The sequence below is a fragment of the Rhizobium sp. N324 genome, assembly GCF_001664485.1.
Classification (GTDB): Bacteria; Pseudomonadota; Alphaproteobacteria; order Rhizobiales; family Rhizobiaceae; genus Rhizobium.
The window spans coordinates 17098-33336 of the sequence record NZ_CP013635.1 but is presented as its reverse complement, the minus strand read 5'-3'; the positions used below and the strand labels follow the sequence as shown (position 1 = coordinate 33336).

Annotated in this window: 11 protein-coding genes and 1 pseudogene; 4 read left to right on the top strand and 8 right to left on the bottom strand. The window is 63.3% G+C overall.

The window, feature by feature from the left end; all coding sequences use genetic code 11:
• Position 1: 1 nt before the first annotated feature.
• The gene (locus tag AMK05_RS30140; RefSeq protein WP_064843879.1) at positions 2–1444 is read right to left on the bottom strand and encodes an RtcB family protein; all 1443 of its coding nucleotides are present in this window, start codon (positions 1442–1444) and stop codon (positions 2–4) included.
• Positions 1445–1806: 362 nt separating this feature from the next.
• Between AMK05_RS30140 and AMK05_RS30135 the strand changes: the two are divergent.
• A pseudogene (locus AMK05_RS30135) lies at positions 1807–2704 on the top strand (protein-L-isoaspartate O-methyltransferase family protein).
• A gap of 710 nt (positions 2705–3414) precedes the next feature.
• Here AMK05_RS30135 and AMK05_RS30130 read toward each other — a convergent pair.
• A complete protein-coding gene (locus tag AMK05_RS30130) occupies positions 3415–4746 on the bottom strand; it encodes an IS1182 family transposase (protein ID WP_082935607.1) in 1332 nt (443 codons plus the stop codon).
• Positions 4747–5983: 1237 nt separating this feature from the next.
• Positions 5984–6337: a hypothetical protein gene (locus tag AMK05_RS35435; RefSeq protein WP_190237357.1), complete on the bottom strand. Its 354-nt coding sequence runs from the start codon at positions 6335–6337 to the stop codon at positions 5984–5986.
• A gap of 1256 nt (positions 6338–7593) precedes the next feature.
• On the opposite strand from AMK05_RS35435, the gene AMK05_RS30120 reads away from it, so the two are divergent.
• Positions 7594–8676, top strand: a complete 1083-nt coding sequence (locus AMK05_RS30120) for a YihY/virulence factor BrkB family protein (RefSeq protein WP_064843877.1) — start codon at positions 7594–7596, stop codon at positions 8674–8676.
• A gap of 87 nt (positions 8677–8763) precedes the next feature.
• Positions 8764–10047, top strand: a complete 1284-nt coding sequence (locus tag AMK05_RS30115; protein ID WP_064843876.1) for a cystathionine gamma-synthase family protein — start codon at positions 8764–8766, stop codon at positions 10045–10047.
• A gap of 47 nt (positions 10048–10094) precedes the next feature.
• Here AMK05_RS30115 and AMK05_RS30110 read toward each other — a convergent pair whose 3' ends face one another.
• The 5 genes from AMK05_RS30110 to AMK05_RS30090 all read right to left on the bottom strand — a co-directional run bounded on the left by AMK05_RS30110 (position 10095) and on the right by AMK05_RS30090 (position 15042).
• Positions 10095–10508 carry a cupin domain-containing protein gene (locus AMK05_RS30110; RefSeq protein ID WP_064843875.1) on the bottom strand — a complete coding sequence of 138 codons (414 nt, stop codon included), beginning with the start codon at positions 10506–10508 and terminating at the stop codon, positions 10095–10097.
• Between the two features lie 64 nt (positions 10509–10572).
• Positions 10573–11337, bottom strand: a complete 765-nt coding sequence (locus AMK05_RS30105) for an SDR family oxidoreductase (protein WP_064843874.1) — start codon at positions 11335–11337, stop codon at positions 10573–10575.
• Between the two features lie 571 nt (positions 11338–11908).
• The gene (locus AMK05_RS30100; protein WP_064843873.1) at positions 11909–13102 is read right to left on the bottom strand and encodes a thiolase family protein; all 1194 of its coding nucleotides are present in this window, start codon (positions 13100–13102) and stop codon (positions 11909–11911) included.
• Positions 13080–14603 carry a class I adenylate-forming enzyme family protein gene (locus AMK05_RS30095; protein ID WP_064843872.1) on the bottom strand — a complete coding sequence of 508 codons (1524 nt, stop codon included), beginning with the start codon at positions 14601–14603 and terminating at the stop codon, positions 13080–13082. The genes AMK05_RS30100 and AMK05_RS30095 overlap by 23 nt, the downstream gene beginning before the upstream one ends.
• A gap of 28 nt (positions 14604–14631) precedes the next feature.
• A complete protein-coding gene (locus AMK05_RS30090; protein ID WP_064843871.1) occupies positions 14632–15042 on the bottom strand; it encodes an acyl-CoA thioesterase in 411 nt (136 codons plus the stop codon).
• Between the two features lie 53 nt (positions 15043–15095).
• Here AMK05_RS30090 and AMK05_RS30085 point away from each other — a divergent pair, with 53 nt between their 5' ends.
• The gene (locus AMK05_RS30085) at positions 15096–16064 is read left to right on the top strand and encodes a zinc-dependent alcohol dehydrogenase family protein (RefSeq protein ID WP_064843870.1); all 969 of its coding nucleotides are present in this window, start codon (positions 15096–15098) and stop codon (positions 16062–16064) included.
• The last annotated feature ends 175 nt before the right edge of the window (positions 16065–16239 follow it).

The following is a 16239-nucleotide window of genomic DNA, read 5'->3' as shown; positions in this document are numbered from 1 at the left end:
ATCATCCCTTCACCGTGATGAGTGGCTTGATCCTCGCAACTTTTGTTATCATGTTCGCTTCGACCATCGGCGCCATAACGCTGTCGATTGGCTTGTATGCCGCTGGCGCCTCTTCCTTGAGTCGAGCGTGGATCTCGGCCACAATATCCTGCCGGCCCCGCAAAGTCGGGCTTCGAGGGTCGACGGGACCGATGACACGTAGCCCACTGCTGATATTCGTTTTCGAGCGTGCTTCCTGCCTCGATAGCTTGCGACCCGCTCCATGAGCAGCGGACTCCAGAAAGTCGCTCGAACCGCATCCCGCAAGTAGCCATGTGCCATCGCCCATGGAGCCGGGAAGGATGACCGGTTCGCCGAGCCATTCATATGGACTGGAGGCCATGACACCGACGCCCCTAGCTGGGCACGCACCCTTTCTATGGCGTACGATATTTCCGTTTTGCCAAACAGTGTTGTGTGGGGCGTCATAGACGAGACGATGGTCGATTTCTCGTCCCAAAGCGCGCGCTACGGCCTCCACCGCCGCCAGTTCGATAAAGAAGCGGTTGGCGAAGGCGGCATTCACCGCATTCGCATGGCCATCCAAGTATCGTCTGTAGAGGTGCGGCTGCATCTCCATAGAGAGCACCCGCCAATCCTCGCCAGATCTTGAAGCAATCCTCGCTCTCTCTTTTGTTGCCGTGCCTACTCGCTGTCCAAAGTCGAGAGAGCCGGAGTGGACGACAAGGACGACTGAGCCGGATTTCAGTCCGGCGGCTCGGGCAAATGCGCCATCCGCAACGTGATCGACATAACCGAGTTCCACGAAGTGGTTCCCACCACCGATCGTGCCGAGGATAGCATCGCGGCGGTGGTCGTCATCGACCTGCGCATAGTCTGAGAAGTCAGGATCGATGTCTTCACATGAGAAAACGCCGTTGTCCGAATGCCGTTCGAGATCGACCCACGCCCGCGAAAGGTCAAGTTTGGACAGCAGGCCAGCACTCGTCCGTTGTAGGTTATCAAGGAGCCCAGGTAGACCCTCGCGCAGAATTGCGTGCCGGTCCAATCCCGTTAGGGCGATATCCCGCCCACCTTGAAAGAAGAGATGACGAAGATGATGGTCGAGAAGTGGTGTCGATAATTGATCGGCCGTAACGTCTTCGAGAACAACCATGCGCATCCCGCATCCGATGTCAGAGCCGATCATGTGCGGGAGAACCGCGCCTTCTAGATCAGCGACGACGCCGACGGGGACGGGTTTCCCGGGATGAAAGTCGGGGGTCGTGACGACGGCACGAAGCGAGGCCCTCTTTTGAGTCAACGCCTCCGGCGATGGCAGAGCGCTCGCAAGGTCCGCAAGTGAATGTGAAAAACTCTGCTCCGGTTCGTCGTGTGCAACGACGGACCTGATGACATGCCCAGCAATGTTGCTGGTGCGGCAGATGAATGATGGCGCGTTCATGTTGTTCTCCGTGAGTGCCTAGGTTCAGCAGCCGCGGCAATACGGAGTGTCGGGGCGTATGGCATGGCCTAGTGAAAAACTCAATCCTTTTCATAGTTGGCACCAGAGGAACGTCGCGGGTGACCAACATACCAGGCCATGCCATGCGCCCGGCTCAGTGCTGCGATGGATAGAGTTTTGTAGCGCGGCTAGAGTAAGCCTCTGACGTAACAGCGTAGTTTTCTACAAAGGAAGAAAAATGGCATTTAACTTCCGTCACGAATGCCGCAGTCTTGAGAAGACTGTCGCCCGTCGATCGTGTTAGATCTTAAGCCGCGAGACGTAAAACGGAACAGATCTCAAAGACATGCCGGAGATGAGTCATGCCGACTGCGACGTTCACGGCCGACGAACTTGCGGTGGTCCGCCGGGCTTACGCCCGACAGGTGGCGGCCACCGCCGGAACGACGAACCCGCGGATCGAGGCCGCCGCCTTTGCGGTCGTACCCCGCGAAAAATTCCTTGGCGCGCCGCCGTGGCAGATCGCCAGTCTGGGTGGCGGATATCGCCGGCTGCTCTCCGCCGATTTGGTTCTTGCCTATCAGGATGTGCTGTTTGCGTTGCAGCCCGACAAGGGCGTCAATAATGGCAGCCCGTCGTTGCATGCCCGGTTGCTGGCGGAGCTCGACGTTCAAATCGGCGATCGCATCGCCCATATCGGTGCCGGCACCGGGTTATTATAGCGCGGTTCTTTCCGAGTTGGTCGGCGCCACTGGTCATGTCTATGCCATCGAGATGGATCGTGATCTGGCCGGCCACGCTCGATCCGCCCTTGCCGACCGGGCCAATGTCAGCGTCATCATCGCCGACGGCAATCAATGGCCGCAGCTAGAGATGGACGCGATCTACGTGAACTTTGCCGTCGGGCGTCCCGCCGAGCCCTGGATCGAAAGTCTGCGGCCGGGAGGGCGCCTGGTAATGCCGCTCGGCGTACCGCGCCAGGGCCGGGCGCCGAATAGCGGCCGTCATACCTCCCATGGCGCTGCGCTTCGTATCGAGCGCGGCGCGCGTGGATTTGCGGCGCGTTGGATCGGCACAGCCTATTTCGTCTGCGCCGATGGTGGGTTGACCATCGATGAGAACGAGATCGAGGCGCTGACGGCCGCGTTCAAGCGCGGCGGCATCGAGTTCGTCAAGAGCCTGATCTGGAAGACGGAGCCGCGGATAGGGCGCTGCTGGTATATCGGCGACCAATGGGCGCTTTGTTACGATGAGCCCTGACATAGTCTTTCCGGCAGTGGAAAGCTGGTCGGCGGCGACGGCGGCTCGCCGAGATAACGAAAGCCCGGCGCGGGAGAGAGCGCCGGGCTTCGATAGGGACCGACAGCCTGGGAGGAGGAATGCTGTCCGTCGAACCAAAGCGGCTCGGAGGGGAGAGCGCTTCGGTCGACCAACAGGTAGTGCCGCCATGCCGCAAATTCAAGCGTGGTGGTTGGGTCATGGCGGATGATGCGGTGGAGGAAGGTTAAGCGGGCGTAGCTCTGATGATGGCGGGCGGATTCTGTGTGGCGTTGTCCGCGGACAACTTGCGCCGCGCCGCCGCTCTGAAACGGTTGCCTGTTGTCCGCGGACAACGCATTCGCAATTGATAGCGGATTCTCGCCGCCCCGTCCTTTGCAGGGTCGATCCTCGCTCGCCTCAGCGCGGCGATGCAGAATATCAGCGCCCGGTGCGAGCCTCCAGTTCCGTCCTGACGTGCGCAGGCCGATGGCCAAACTCTCGGAGGACCGCTCCAAGCTCCTTCTCGCATTTCTTGGCGTGAGTGCGCCCGCCTCGTCCTTCGAGGCCCCTGCGGGGCGCCTCAGAGCTTGTGAAGCTTTTGAATCCGGCGCGTTTTTGGCCGATCTTGGCTGGCCGATGCAGTCGAGCGTCAGGCGATTGCGCGCTGCGTTCGGATGGTCGCGTGTTGGTGTCTGGGTGGTGACAGTGGCTCAGCCCTTGGCAAGCCGATGGCCTTGCAAGATATTGTTGGTGAGTGCGTAGCAGAGCACGACGGCCTGGACCTTTTCGATGCCGCGCACCGTCAATTGTCGCAGATTCCAGTTGCGCCAGCGGGCATGGACGCATTCGCAGATCGATCGGGGTTTGTACTGAGCCTTGCCCGCCTCGCTTGCCATGCGGGCCCGCCAGGCCGACACACCCGGACCGTCGCCGCGGCGCGGCAAGAAGGGATCGGTTCCGTGCTTGGACTGAGTGGGCGGACAAAAGACCTCAACCCCTTCGCCGTGCGCCCACTCGATATCTTCAGCGCTGCCAAAGCCGCCATCGGCGAGATAGCGCCGCGGCAGATGGCCGCTTAGCGCGCGCAACCGCTCCAGCATCGGCCGCATGAGGCCGCGATCGGAGCCGGCATTGGTCACCTCGAGCCCGACCACGAACTGCTCACCGGCCGTGCTCGCAACCTGCACATTATAACCCGGGCGGAAGCCGCCGTCGGCCATCTTCATCACCCGCGCCTGTGCATCCGTGCTGGAGGCGCGCGGCTCCTTCGGCTTTTTGCCATTGCCGCGCTTTTCTTCGCGCGCCTGGCGATGGCGCTCGATCTCGTCAAGAGCGACCTGGGCTGCTCTGAGCCGCTCGCCGCGCTCGCGCGCCGCCCGCTCCCTGGCCGCCTCGATGCGCCGAGTGCTGGCATCCGAACGCGCATCGACCTCGTGCTTGAGCTGATCCACAACCGCCTCGGCAATGGAAAGATGCCGATCAAGCGTCGCTTTGCGGCCGAACGAGGCCGCACCCGCGCTTGCCCGGACCCGCACGCCATCCTGCGCCAGACAATCGAGAGTGACGAGGCCGGCACCGGCAAGCGCCGCCAGATGCTCGGCAAGCAGCCGGTCGAGCAAATCGGCGCAACCAACCCGAAAATCCGACAGTGTGTGATAGTTCACCGAGACACCGCCGCACAGCCAGCGATAGACGTCGTGGCTCCCGCACTGCCGTTCCAGCGCCCGCGCGCTGCCGACGCCGTCGCTGCTGGCATAGAGCCACAGCGCCAGCAAAAGCCGTGGCGAAATCGGTGGATGGCCTGGCCGGTGCTCACGCGCCTTGATCCGATCTTCGAGCGTGCTCAGATCCAGTCCCTCGACATAGTTCCAAATGACCCGCACCGCATGATCCTGGCCGATCAAGCTGTCGATATCGACGGCACGCAACTCGATCTGATCGCGCACCGGCTCACGCATGCGCGCCGCTCCGCGTCCCACCTGAGCACTTCGCCGCGCTCCATGCACCGGCAATCCTTCGAACAGGTCGTCGCCCACCATCATCCCCCAAGCAAATCAACGACCCAACAGAATCACAATCCAATCGCCTCCGCTACCAAACATTCACAGGCTCTCAGGATGAGGCTTCTCACGGGGGCGGAGTCTTCGATGCCCGTTGTAGAGATGCGGTGTGCGAATGCCCCATTTAGCGTTCGCGCACCCGCTTGGTCGTTGGGGGGCTTGCGGGGTGCCTCAAGATGACGCTCTCGTGAGTATCGTCGCGGGTTCTTCAGCGCCCGTGCTTGGGGCGCCGATTGTCAGGCCCCTATTGCGGGTGCGGCGTCCTCCAGCGGCCCTCGTCCTGAGAGGCGCGGGCCGCAGGCCGGAGCCTCGCAGGAGGTGCTCTGGCGCTGCTTCTTGCGGTCATTCGGTGGCGGCAGCCGCCTCGCCCTTCGAGGTCCCTGGTGGGGCGCCCACTCCATCTCCGTCATTCCTTCCTCGGGCTTGATCCGAGGGATGCCGCAGAAATCCGGCCACGGCGCGTCCGCGCGGTGAATGACTTTCGTCAAGAGAGCTCTTTCGCGCCCAAGGACTTGGGCGCACTGGATCCGTGTGGCATCCCCCGGGTCAAGCCCGAGCACAGGGATGGGGAGTTTGGAACAGGCTTTCGCCGATGCCCCACGTCGTCGGACGCGGCATCCTCCACCGCCCCTCATGCTGAGGCGCATAGCCCGTAGGGCGGAGCTTCGAAGCACGCGCCGCAACGCTGCTCCTTGCCGTCGTCTGGCGGTAGCGCGCGCCTTCGTCCTTCGAGGCCCCTGCGGAGCGCCTCAGGATGGGGCTTCTCGGGAGCGCTGGAGCGGCGTTGTCCGGGCGTGCCTCGGCCTGACGCTGAAGCCTCGAAGGAAACGCTCCAACGCTGCTCGGTGCATTCATCTGCGTGCCGCGGACAACGGATGTTGTGGGCAACGGGCTGGGCATGCGATATCGCGCGCCGTGTGCAACCGATCCCCGTTGGTTCCACGGGCCGGGGCCTTGAGGGTGAGGTGTTTGACGGTTAATGTATGAGTCTGGAAGCCTATCCGGACCTGCTGCCGGATTGAAAGGCGTGTGAAGTTTTTCGACGACTGTGTTCCTCAAGGTCGAAGTGTAATCGGCAGGCTTCGACAGAGCACAGGATCGTCCTATGTTGAACCCATCCATCAGGTTCTCGCCTTCGAACGTCGTCACGTTAAAGCAAGCTCTGCGGGGCCAATATCCTCACATCAAATCGTCGCATTTCGATGAGGCAATCGCCGCATCATTCGGCTTCAACTCCTATGCCGCCATGCGTCCGGCGCTGTATCAGCTTAGCACTTACGCGCGGCTGATCGTCGTGACCGACCATTTGCTGCTCCTGCTCCGCCTGGAGGAGCTCGGTTATGGGAATATCGCTCCGGAGCCGTCGCGTCGCCTCATCTGGAATATAACCTTCCCCGATGATCGGTATGACAAGGATGTCGGGCAGATCATCCGGGCGCACAGGAGGCCCGCGGCCGCCAATGCCGGGTAGTTCATTGGCTGCATGCGCAAGCTGGAACGGATCTGCCGTGAAGATTAGCGAGGCGGCTGGCGTCATTATCTGTGGAGATCCGGAGAGCTTCTCGCGTGGCATGGGTGATTTCTAGGTGCATGCTGTGCAGGCCGAAGTCTCGAGGATACGCTCCAGCGCTGCTTTTTGCGTTCCTTTGGCATGAGTGCACCCGCCTCGTCCTTCGAGGCCCCTGCGGGGCGCCTCAGGATGAGGCTCTCGTAGATGTCGGCGCGGGTCTTTCTGCGCCCGTCGCTGAGGTGTGCCGAATGCCTCTTATCAAGGGGTGGCATCCTCCTGCGCACCTCATCCAGAGGTGCGCAGGCTGTAGGCCGGAGCTTCGAAGGACATGCTCAATGTTGCTTCTTGCGTTCATTCGGCTTCGGCGATGGCGCGCCCATCTTGCCCTTCGAGGTCCCTGCGGGGCACCTCAGATGAGGCTCTCGGGGGGGGCGGATTTTCCAGTATCTGTTGTTGCAGCGCAGATTGCCCGCGGCCCTTGTTGAAGGCGGCATCCTCCAACGCTCCTCATCCTGAGGCGCGCAGGCCGGAGCCTCGAAGGACGCGCTCTGGCGCTGCTTCTTGCATTCCTTCGACGCCGGCGCACCCGCCTCGCCCTTTGAGGCCCCTGCGGGGTGCCCACTCCACCTCCGTCATTCCTGTGCTCGTCGCAGGAACCCAGCCACGGCGCGTCCGCGCGGTGAATGACTTTCGTCAGGAAAGAGGTCTTTCGCGCCCAAGGACTTGCGCGCACTGGATCCCTGTGACGAGCACAGGGATGAGGGAGTTTGGATTAGGCCTTGCACCCATGCCCGACGCCCTCCTGCAGGGCACCTCAGAATGAGGCTTCTCGGGGGGGGGGCTGTGGCGCGGCATCTTCGACGCGCGGCGGGCGATGTTTGCCGTGTACAACGTGGGCGACTATTGCCGGTGGTGTTCGACGGCGCTCTTGATGAGGTCGGCATGGGTGGTGTGCTGGATGTCCCGCGTTCGGGTCGATGGTGGCAGGCGTAATTCAGGTCCAGATCGCGCTTTCCAAGCCGCGTAAAAGCCAGAATTTGCCGGCTGGGGCAGCGAATTTACCAAGCCGGCGGTCGCCTCCAGATATAGGGCTAGACTGCAGTGATGAAACCAAAGCTCGGTTTCGTTTCCGTATTAGGAAAAGTATCCAATAAAATCAGCGGATTATGATCCGGCAATTTGGGACGGGTTCCTTTCTCCGCAGCCCTCTTGGCTGCGGCCTCCCCTCCCCTGCGCTCCGAATCTACGCAGGAAAGCAACGGCTTGCATCCTTTTGCGGCACCCGGCGTTATCCACGCAGCAAATCGGAGGATAGGGTAATGGCAGATGCGCTCCCGCTCAAGAGGTTGTCCATCGCCGCCGCGATGATGGCGGCGGCGGCGATCGGGGCATTTGTGTTGATGCAGGCGAAGCAGGGCGGTGCGCTGGTGCCGTCCGCGGCGCCGGGCCGCGCGGTTGACGATCATGGCCGCAGCGCCGCCACACCCGAGGCTATTCCGCTCAGCGGCCTTCGCGATGTGTTCTGGCGGGTTTACCATGAGGTCCTGAACGACCGGGTGACACTCATTGCCGCGGGGGTGACTTTTTATCTGCTGCTGGCGCTGTTTCCCGCCATGGCGGCTTTGGTGTCTCTCTATGGGCTGGTTGCCGATCCGGTCACCATATCCGAACATCTTCGCGAATTGGCCGGTCTGTTGCCGCCGGGCGCCTTCGACCTTCTGGCCGATCAGATCAAGGAACTCGTCAGCAAGCGCGACAGCGCGCTTGGCATCACTTTCTTCGTCGGTCTCGGCATTGCGCTGTGGAGCACGCATAGCGGCACGCTGGCGATTTTCGATGCGATGAACGTCGCCTATGAGGAGAATGAAAAGCGCGGTCTTATCCGATTGAACCTCGTCGGCCTCTGCTTCACCTTGAGCGCGATGCTGCTGATGGTGGTGATGGTCGTGCTCGTCGGGGTTATGCCAGTGGTGCTCTCCTATCTCTGGCTCGATCAGTTCAAGGAGCACATGGCGCTTCTGCTGCGGTGGCCGCTGCTGCTGCTGGTCGTCGCGCTGGCGGTCACCTCGGTCTACCGGTTCGGCCCCAGCCGGGAGCCCGCCAGGGTGCGGTGGATGACCTGGGGCGCAGGTCTGACGACCCTCGCCTGGGCCGCCATGTCGCTGGTCTTCTCCTTCTACCTCGATCATTTCGCCAATTACAACGCGACCTATGGCACGCTCGGCGCGCTGATCGGCTTCCTTATCTGGATCTGGCTTTCCGTCGTCATTCTCGTCATCGGCGCGGAACTCAACGCCGAGCTGGAACATCAGACGGCGAGGGATACGACGACGGGCACGCCGCTGCCGATGGGTGCGCGCGGGGCCTATGTTGCAGACACTTTGGGCGAGACCGTGAGCTAACCATTAAGGAGCGGCATCGATCATTTGCTCCTCCCATGCAGTTCTGATGTAATTTGTCCCTGGGCAATCCCGACAGAGGAGACGATCATGACGGCCCCGCATCCTTCCAAAACCCATATCGGCAATCATGCACTGCATCCCGAAACGCAGATGCTGAATTACGGCTACGATCCCGAACTTTCGGAAGGGGCGGTCAAGCCGCCGGTATTCCTCACTTCCACCTTCGTCTTCAACTCCGCCGAGGACGGCCGCGATTTCTTCGACTACGTCTCGGGCCGGCGCGAGCCGCCGGCGGGCAAAGGCGCCGGCCTCGTCTATTCGCGCTTCAATCATCCCAACAGCGAGATCGTCGAGGACAGGCTCGCCGTCTATGAGCGGACGGAAAGCGGCGCGCTGTTTTCCTCCGGCATGTCGGCGATCGCCACCACGCTGCTTGCCTTCGTCCGGCCGGGCGATGCGGTGCTCCATTCGCAGCCGCTTTATGGCGGCACGGAAACATTGCTGGCCAAAACCTTCCTGAACCTCGGCGTCGCCGCCATCGGCTTTGCCGACGGCGTCAGCGAGGGCTCGGTGCAGAAGGCGGCCGAGGAGGCGATGGCCAAAGGCCGCGTCTCCGTTATCCTGATCGAAACACCCGCCAACCCGACCAACAGCCTGGTCGATGTCGCGATGATCCGGCGCGTCGCCGACGCGATCGGCGCAAAGCAGGGACATGTGCCGATCATCGTCTGCGACAACACCCTGCTCGGGCCGGTGTTCCAGCGGCCGATCGAACACGGCGCCGATATCTCGCTCTATTCGCTGACCAAATATGTCGGCGGCCATTCCGACCTGATCGCCGGCGCCGTTCTCGGCCGCAAGGCCGTCGTCAAGCAGGTCAAGGCGTTGCGCGGCGCGATAGGCACCCAGCTCGATCCGCATTCCTGCTGGATGCTCGGTCGCTCGCTGGAAACGCTGCAGCTGCGTATGGAGCGGGCAAACAGCAATGCGCGCGCCGTCGCCGATTTTCTGCGCGATCACCCGAAGGTCGAGAAGGTCCACTACCTGCCTTACCACGATCCGGATTCGCCGGCCGGCCGGACCTTCGCCGCGCAATGCACCGGCGCCGGTTCCACCTTTTCCTTCGACATTCGCGGCGGCCAGCCGGCCTCCTTCAAATTTCTGAATGCGCTGCAGGTGTTCAAGCTTGCGGTCAGTCTCGGGGGAACGGAATCGCTGGCGAGCCACCCGGCGACCATGACGCATTCCGGCGTGCCGGCCGATGTCCGCCAGCGCATCGGCGTGCTGGAATCGACCATCCGCCTGTCGATCGGCATCGAACATCCGGACGATCTGATCGCCGACCTGGAGATGGCGCTGCAATCTGCTTGACTGAGAGCAAGGAACGATGCCCGGCGGCGCCGGGCATCGAGGGCGGCTTACTTGTCGTCGGTCGTCAGCTCCGTCTCGTCCGAGTTCACCACGAAGACCGCAAGCAGTTTCGCCGGCGCGGTCTTGCTGCCGTTGGCGCTGACACTGTGGTGATCGCCGGGGAATTCGGGAAAGCTTTCGCCGGCCTTGTAGATCTTCACCGGGCCGTCATTGACCTGGCTTTTGATCGAGCCCTCCAGAACGGTGGCATAGATGAAGGCGGATTTCGGGTGGGTGTGGCCCGGCGATGTGCCGCCGGGCTTATATTCGACGAGCACGGCCTTGATGCTCTTGCCGGGAACGTTGGGAAGCGCATGGTCGTAGACGAGGGTTACCTTCGCCTTGTCGCCCGCGGCATGCGCTACGGTGCCGGCGACGATGGCAACGGCGAATGCCGCTGCCGAGATCGTTTTTCCTAACATATCTGGTCTCCTTACGTTTGATGGAAACGGTTGCAGCGAGGGCCGCGAAGGGCGGCCCCGGCCGTCAGGCGCTCTTTTTCTGCGGTGGCTGCCGGCTGAGCCAATCGTCGAAGCGAATGCGGCCGAGCCGCGCCTGGGCGCCAGTGACCAGCGAATTATCCTCGAGCTCGACGCCGAAGTAACGGGCGTGCGGATCGGCCACCACCTGGCGCGGATCGTTCGTCGCTTTCAGCAGGCGCGTCACGATGTCGGTGAGACGAATTTTCTCCGGTCCGCCGATCTCGATCGTGCCGTTGACGGGCGCGGCCAGCGCCACCTCGGCCATGACGTCGGCGACATCGTCCGATGCGATCGGCTGCACATAAGCCGGTGACAGATGCACGGTCTGGCCTGATGTGCCCGACTGGGCGATGCCGGCCATGAATTCATGGAACTGGGTGGAATGGACGATGGTGTAGGGAATGCCGGAGCCCTTGATCAGCTCTTCCTGGGCCATCTTGGCGCGCATATAGCCGCTGCCCTGCAGCCGCTCCATGCCGACGATCGATAGCGCGATGTGATGTTTTACGCCGGCGGCGGACGCCGCCTTGAGCAGATTGCGGCCCGATGTCTGGAAGAATTCCAGGACCGCCTTGTCCTCGAAGGAAGGCGAGTTGGCGAGGTCGAGCACCACCTCGGCGCCCGCCAGCGCTTCGGCGAGCCCCTTGCCGGTGATCGTGTCGACGCCCGAATTCGGTGACGCCGCCAGCACCTCGTGCCCCTTGCTGCGCAATCTTTCCACGGTCTTCGAGCCGATCAGCCCGGTGCCGCCGATAATGACGATCTTCATGGGTGGTCTCCTTGTCCTTTACGAGGATTTCCTCTGTTGACGTGAGCTGGCTGCCGAACTCGCCGCCGCGGCGAGGCCGGCGACTTCATCGGTATGGATTTGTCACTTAGGTACGGCGGCCGGAACCGATGGGCAGGAGAATGCGCCGGATCGCGAGCCCGATCCATTCTCCCTCGGTCGTTGTCGCCCTATGCCAAGGCAGTAGGGCGGCTCGCCGAAATGGCGGAATTTGACGGCAACAGGGATCGGCTGGACCTACCACCGGGGGCGAGCGTGAGGGCTGGGGTAGTCATGGTCGCGCAAGCTGGGGGGCTTTTCGCGGCGAGGTTGTCCGGTTCGCGCGGCGACGGCCCCTCACCCTAACCCTCTCCCCGTAAAACGGGGAGAGGGGACGTGCCCTGCGAGACGCTGGAGAGGAAGGGAGAGCTTGCGGCATGCCCCCTTCGCCCCGCGTGCGGGGAGAAGGTGCCGGCAGGCAGATGAGGGGCCGGTCTCGCCGATCTCCTCGCCTGACCACGGCGAAAGTGGAATAGGCCGAATTTGTCCGAAGTCGGAGCCGGACTTCGTCTCATCAGGAAAGCGCGACAGCCTCGAACAGCGCCGTCAGTCCGATGCCGCCGCCGATGCCGATCATGGCGAGGCCGGTGGCGCCGGGAACACCGGCGCGGACCAGCTGACTGTACAGTCTTGTAACCAGGATTGCGCCGGATGCGCCGAAGGGATGGCCCAGGGCAATGGCGCCGCCCTCCCTGTTGACCGCGTCGGTGGAGATATCGAGCTGATCCAGCGATGCCAGAACCTGGGCGGCGAAAGCCTCGTTGAATTCGATGGCATCGATGCCGGAGAGCAAAAGCCCGGGCTGACGGTGCAGCAGCTTCCTGGTCGAGGCGACCGGGCCGATGCCGAGCAGGTTGGGATCGACGCCGGCGGCAGCGCTGTCGATGAAGGCGAGGCCCTTGTCGATGCCGAGGCTCTTTGCCATGCCGCGGCTGATGACCAGCACCAGACAGGCGCCGTCATTCAGCGGGCAGGCATTGCCTGCGGTCACTGACCCGTCGCGGAGGAAGACCGGCCGGAGATTTGCCAGTGCTTCGATCGATGTCGTGGGGCGCGGGCATTCGTCCCGTTCAACCAGTCCGTGGCCGGTGGAGATGTCGACGATCTCGGGCCGAAAGAGGCCCGCCTCGGCGGCGGCGACGGCGAGCCGGTGGCTGCGGAGCGCGAATTCGTCCTGCCTCCGGCGCGTGATGGAAAATTGCCGGGCGACGTTTTCGGCGGCAATGCCCATATCGGGATCGCCGACCGTTTCGGGGGAAAACCGGGCGCGCCCATAGAAACGCGGCAGCGCCCCATTGGCTTTCGGCCGTTCAACACGCCACGGCGCGGTGCTGACGCTCTCGACGCCGCCGGCGAGGAAGCAGGAGCCTGCCTTCGCCTGGATCAGCCGGGCAGCCATGATGATCGCTTCCAGGCCCGAGCCGCATTGCCGGTCGATGGCCACACCGGGAACGGCGACGGGCAGGCCGGCGGCGAGGGCCGCCAGCCGGCCGATATTGCCGCCGCCGCCGGCGGCATTGCCGACCAGCACATCGTCTATGGCTTCGGGCGCAACGCCTGTCTCGGCGACGATCCGGCGGATGATCGGCACGAGCAGGTCTTCGGCGGCGACCGTCGCAAGCGAGCCGAAGGCCCGGCCGATCGGCGTGCGGTAGGCGGCAACCACGACCGGCTGCCAATCCTCGTCAGGCTGATAGGCGTAGGACAAGACCGTCTCCCGAAATCACCGCTGCCTCCACCTGGCCTCTGGAAATCTTGCCGCTGCTCGTCATCGGCCAGGAGGCGATATGGTAGAATTGCCTGGGGATCTTGAACCTGGCAAGCTTGCTTGCGCAATCCTCGGCCAGCATTTTCGCATCGATCGCCTCACCGGAAACGACGGCGACGATCCTCTGGCCGTAATAGTCATCCGGCAGGCCGAAGACGACGGCTTCCTCGACGCCAGGGCAGGTTTTCAGCGCGCTCTCAACTTCGGCGGGATAGACGTTGTTGCCGCCTGAAATCATCATGCCGCCTGCCCGGCCGATCACCCGCAGCATGCCGTTGGCGTCGATTTCGCCGAGATCACCGACGGTGGCGCCAGCCGGTGTGACCCGGAACGCCTGGCCGTCGTCGCCCCAGAGATAGCCGTCGGCGATGAGGTCGCTCCTGACGAAGATGGTGCCCGGTACGTCGGTCCCGACGTCGTTTTCCTCTGGATCGCGAATGGAGATCTCGACGCCGGGATAGGCCTGCCCCACCCGGTCGATCGGAAAATCGACCGCGCCGCCGACAAGGGTGGAGACGGTCATGAAACCAATTTCGGATGCGCCGTAATATTCGCGGATGCGCGCCCTCGGGAAAAGGCGGCGCATGGCTTCAACCCCGCTGACGTCGAGCTTGGCGCCGGCGGTCAGGACGTCGCGCAGGGAGGTCAGGGCCGGTTCGCCTGTCCAGGCCCTGGCAATGCCGGCAATATGGGTCGGCACGGCGACCAGCCGTTCTATCTGTTCGGCGGAGAGAATGCGCGCGACGGCGGCGGGATCCCATTTCCTGACCGAATGGAAGGTGCCGCCGGCATCCAGGGCTTCGACCAAGGCGTAAAGCGCCAGCCCATGCGCCAGGGCGCCGGGGCATAGGGTGGACGGCGCATCCGCGAGTTCGAAGACGGTGTGTCCGCGATCGAGGCTCCGGCGCCACTGCTCGCGAGAGCGATAATAGGCTTTCGGCTCGGCGGTGGTGCCTGAGGTAAAGCCGATCAGGAAAATCCCTTCTGCCTCATCAGGCAGGTCGCTTTCCGCCGCGGCGAGATCGAAGGGCTCGGCGCCGGCCACGACGACCGATATGCCGAGTCTGCGAGCAATTTCGGCGCTGGGTCCGGCATCGTCGTCGACAATGAGCACATCAGGCGCCAGCCGTTCGACGATGCGCCCGATTCTCTCCGGCGGCATCATCGGGTCGATCACCGCGCAGGCGTTGGGCAAGGCGGTGACGGCGATAAAATATTCGGCGAAGCCGATATGGTTGCCGAGGCTGAGGGCGACAAGTTTTTCGACGCCGGGCAGATCGAGCGTGCGGCGGCTCGAGCGCGGCAATTCCCGGAGATAGCGGCAAATCGCTTTGGCGCGCGAATGGAGCTCGCCGTAGCGCAAGGAGCGGCCGTCGATCACCAGGGCCGGCTTGTCAGGCCTTTCCGCGGCATGTCGAAGAAGCTGCGCATGGATCGGCATGGACACTCGCTGGTTTGAAGATCGGCCGTCAGCCCAAAGCGGCTCTGGTGGTCTCGGGGATCGGCGTCGGGCGGCTGTCGGAGAGGCCGACGCAGACCCAGACGAGCCCCGCCGAGGCGCAATGGGCGCCGTCGCGCTGGCGCTGGAGCTCGATCGCGAAGGAGAGGCTCGTGCGCCCGATTTTCTCGACGCTCACCTTGGCTTCGACGATGTCGTCGATGTCGATCGGGCTGTGAAAGGTGATCTCCGCCTTCTTCACGTGATAGGCAACACCCGAGAAAGTGTGGCGGAAGTGGCTCAGAATTTCCCGGTGCCGCAGGAACTCGACGACCGCATCCTCGCAATAATCGAGATAAACCGAATTGTGGACATGGCCATAGACGTCGATGTCTCGCATCGAGACCCGGAAGGATGCTAAAGGCCTGTCGTCAACACTCATGCGATCACCGAAAATTGGTGCGCTGTTCTAACCGCTGTTGTCTGGGGGATGCAATGCAATATCAGGCGATCGTGCGAAAATTCGGGCCGGCCCCGGAGGTCGTCGGGATCGAGCGGGCCGAACTGCCGGCGCTGCGGCGCGACCAGGTGCGCGTGCGCCTGCTCGCGCGATCGATCAATCCCTCCGATATCATCACCATATCAGGCGCCTATGCCGGCCGCACGACCCTGCCCTTCATCCCCGGCTTCGAAGGCTTCGGCGTGGTCGAAGCCTGCGGCGAAGAGGTCCACTGGCTTACGCCTGGCAGCCGCGTGCTGCCGGTGCGCAGCGCCGGCGGATGGCAGGAATTCAAGGATACCGATCCCAGCTGGTGTCTTCGTGTTCCGGACGCGCTGTCCGACTTCGAGGCGGCGACGAGCTACGTCAATCCGATGACGGCCTGGCTGATGCTGCACAAGAAAATCGGGCTGAAGCCGGGCATGCGCATCGCCGTCAATGCCGCCGCCTCTTCGATCGGATCGATCCTGATCGGTCTGGCCAATGCCGTCGGCGTCGAGCCGGTGGCGATCGTCCGCAGCGAGGAATCGGTCGCGCGCCTGCGCGGGCGGCTCGAGGCCGTCATCGTCGACAGGGCGGACGGCGATCTGGCGGCGGGGCTCGCCGGCCGCCATGGGCTGGACGCGGTGCTCGACTGCGTCGGCGGCGCGCACGCCGGCCACCTCGCCGCTGCGCTCAAACCCGGCGGGCATTTCGTGCATTACGGTCTGCTCTCGGGCCAAAGCATCCAGCCTTCCTTCTGGGCCTCCCATCCCGACATCGTCTTTTCCTATTTCCACCTGCGCGAATGGGTTCATTCCGAAGCCATGGGGGATGTCCAGCGCGCCTATTGCGAAGTGGCGGCACAGATCGCCCAGAAGGTCATCGCGACCGAGGTGCGCGAGGTCTTTCCCCTGGAGAGGATCGGCCAGGCGCTGCGCTCCGCCCTTCCCTTCCGCGCGGGCGGCAAGGTGCTGCTGGCCTGACAAAACCAGCGCCTACCTCGTTCTTCGAGGCCCCTGCAGGGCACCTCAGGATGAGGCTCTCGTGGGCGTTGGCGCATCCTCATCCGCCCGTCATTATCGGCGCGGAATCCGCAACCTCCCTCATCCTGAGGCGTGGAGGCCGTAGGCCGGAGCCTCGAAGGACACGCGCCAGCGC